General features: G+C 73.0%; 3 protein-coding genes. All 3 read left to right on the top strand.

Annotated features, from left to right (window positions below; translation table 11 throughout):
• The coding region (locus E2E34_RS32900) for a peptidoglycan recognition protein family protein (protein ID WP_138905496.1) at nucleotides 1-893 on the top strand (893 nt) is incomplete at its 5' end.
• A gap of 78 nt (nucleotides 894-971) precedes the next feature.
• Nucleotides 972-2,054, top strand: a complete 1,083-nt coding sequence (gene manB / locus E2E34_RS32895) for a mannose-1-phosphate guanylyltransferase (protein WP_138905495.1) — start codon at nucleotides 972-974, stop codon at nucleotides 2,052-2,054.
• Nucleotides 2,055-2,094: 40 nt separating this feature from the next.
• On the top strand, nucleotides 2,095-3,076 hold a 982-nt coding region (locus E2E34_RS32890), incomplete at its 3' end, for a DNA-3-methyladenine glycosylase family protein (RefSeq protein ID WP_208765405.1).

Genomic DNA, 3,076 nt, shown 5'->3' with positions numbered 1-3,076 from the left:
CGTCCGGCCTGCGCCTCGAACTGGTCGACCCGGGCGACGACCCGCCCGTCGGCACGACGACCACCGCCGACGCGGCGGCCGACACCGCCGAGGCCGGCGCCGACGACACCGCGGCCCAGACCGCGGCCGACGACGCGGACGACCCCCGGACCACCCTCCTGACCGCGGAGGACGCCGCGGCCTCCGCCGTCAACGCCGACCTCGTCCCGCTCGGCGCCACCGAAGTGCCGGCGCTGAGCAAGGCGGAGACGGAGGAGCAGACCTTCGTACTGGGCGGTGGGAAGCCCCTGATCGGGCCCCGCCCGCGCATCGTCACCCGCAAGGGCTGGGGCGCCAACGAGCAGCTCCGCGAGCGCAACTTCGTCTACACGAAGAGCGTCAAGGCCGCCTTCGTGCACCACAGCGCGACCGGCAACAACTACAGCTGCTCGCAGGCCGACTCCGTCCTGCGCAGTATCTACCGCTACCACGTCAAGAGCAGCGGCTGGCGCGACTTCGGCTACAACTTCGCCGTCGACAAGTGCGGAAACATCTACGAAGGCAGGGCAGGCGGTGTGGCCAAGCCGGTCCTGGGGGCGCACACTCTCGGTTTCAACAGCAACAGCACGGGCATCGCCGTCCTCGGTACCTACAGCAAGTCCAACCCACCCGCCGCGGTCGTCAACGCGGTTGCCCGCCTCACCGCCTGGAAGCTCGGTCTGTACGGCGCCGACCCGCGCGCCAAGACCACGCTCAAGTCCGGTGGCGGCAACCGCTACAAGAAGGGAACCGTCGTCAAGCTCAACGTCATTTCCGGACACCGGGACGGATACGCCACCGACTGTCCGGGAGGCCGCCTCTACAGCAAGCTCGACGAGACCCGGGACGCCTCCGCTCGCCTACAGGGCCGCTGACCGGGTCGTATCGAACGGTCTGCATACACTGGCCTGCCCGTACCCCGGCCGGCCCCAGCAGGAAGCAGAGACGACAAGGTGACTGAAGCGATCCTCCTGGTCGGCGGCAAGGGCACCCGGTTGCGCCCGCTCACCGTGCACACGCCGAAGCCCATGGTCCCGGCGGCCGGTGTGCCCTTCCTCACCCACCAGCTGGCCCGCGCGCGGGCGGCCGGAGTCGAACACATCGTCCTCGCGACGTCGTACCTCGCCGAAGTCTTCGAGCCGTACTTCGGCGACGGCTCCGCCCTCGGTCTGCACCTGGAGTACGTCACCGAGGAGGAGCCGCTCGGCACCGGCGGCGCCATCCGCAACGTCGCCTCACGCCTGCACTCGTCTCCCGACGACCCGGTCCTGATCTTCAACGGGGACATCCTCACCGGTCTCGACATCAGCGCCCTCGTCTCCACCCACACCGCCTCGGGCGCCGACGTCTCCCTGCACCTCACCCGGGTCGAGGACCCCAGAGCCTTCGGCCTCGTCCCCACCGACCCCACGGGCCGGGTCACGGCGTTCCTCGAAAAGCCCCAGACCCCCGAGGAGATCGTCACCGACCAGATCAACGCGGGTGCGTACGTCTTCCGCCGCTCGGTCATAGACACGATCCCCGCGGGCCGCCCCGTCTCCGTGGAACGCGAGACCTTCCCCGACCTCCTGTCCTCGGGCGCGCACCTCCAGGGCATGGTCGACTCGACGTACTGGCTGGACCTGGGCACCCCCCAGGCGTTCGTCCGCGGCTCGGCGGACCTGGTCCTCGGCAGGGCGCCGTCCCCGGCGGTGCCGGGCCGCTGCGGCGACCGCCTGGTCCTGCCGACCGCGTCCGTCGCCACCGACGCGAAGCTGACCGGCGGCACGGTCGTCGGCGAGGGCGCGACGGTCGGCGAGGGCGCCCGCGTCGACGGCAGCGCGATCCTCGCCGGTGCCGTGATCGAGGCCGGCGCGGTGATCACCGACTCCCTCATCGGCGCGGGCGCGAGGATCGGCGCCCGCACCCTCGTGTCCGGCGCGGTCGTCGGCGACGGCGCCACGGTGGGCGCGGACAACGAGCTGCGCGAAGGCGTACGGGTGTGGTGCGGCGCGACGCTGCCCGACGCCTCGCTCCGCTTCTCGTCGGACCAGTAGGCTCGAAGCCCACGCACCTCCCGACCCAAGGACCGCACCCGTGTCAGGCCGCTTCGCGCCCCGCCCCGTCACCCGCACCACGGTGCGGGGCGGAGACACGGCGGCGACCGGGTCCGTCCCGCGCCAGAGCGCACCGGCACCGTCCGCGCGCACCCGCACCTGGACCCCGCCGGGCCCTCTCGACCTCGCCCTGGCCCTGGGACCGCTCCGCCGCGGCCCGGCCGACCCGACGTTCCGCGCGACCCCCGACGGCGCCTTCTGGCGCACCTGCCGCACCCCGGCGGGCCCGGGCACCCTGCGGGTCACCGCGCGCGGGCCCCTCGTCGAGGCGACCGCCTGGGGCGAGGGAGCCGACTGGCTCCTCGACGAACTGCCGCCCCTCCTCGGCTCCTTGGACGACCCCTCCGCCTTCGTGCCGCGCCACCGCGTCGTCGCCGACACCTGGCGCCGCCGCCCGGGCCTGCGGCTGGGCCGCACGGGACTGGTCCTCGAATCCCTGATCGCGTCCATCCTGGAGCAGAAGGTCACCACCCACGAGGCGTACCGCGCCTGGCGCCTGCTGATCCGCAAGTACGGCGACCCGGCCCCCGGCCCGGTGGACCTGCACATCACGCCCTCGCCCCGGACCTGGGCGCTCATCCCGTCCTGGGAGTGGCACCGCGCGGGCGTGGACAGCAAGCGTTCGGCGACGATCCTGCGAGCCGTACGGGTGGCCGGACGCCTGGAGGAGGCGGCCACGATGCCCCTGGAACAGGCCACGGCCCGCCTGCAGCTGATCCCCGGCATCGGCCCCTGGACGGCCGCGGAAACCCTGCAGCGCAGCAACGGGGCCCCTGACGCCGTATCGGTCGGCGACTACCACCTGCCGAGCACGGTCGGCTACGCCCTGGCCGGCAACCGCGACGCGGACGACGACGCGATGCTTGAACTCCTGGCCCCGTACGCCGGCCAACGCCACCGAGCGGCCCGCCTGATCCTCCTCTCAGGCCGCACCCCACCCCGCCACGCCCCAAGAATGACCC

This window comes from Streptomyces albidochromogenes (genome assembly GCF_005981925.1).
Classification (GTDB): Bacteria; Actinomycetota; Actinomycetes; order Streptomycetales; family Streptomycetaceae; genus Streptomyces; species Streptomyces albidochromogenes.
This window is presented reverse-complemented; position numbering and strand designations above follow the sequence as displayed.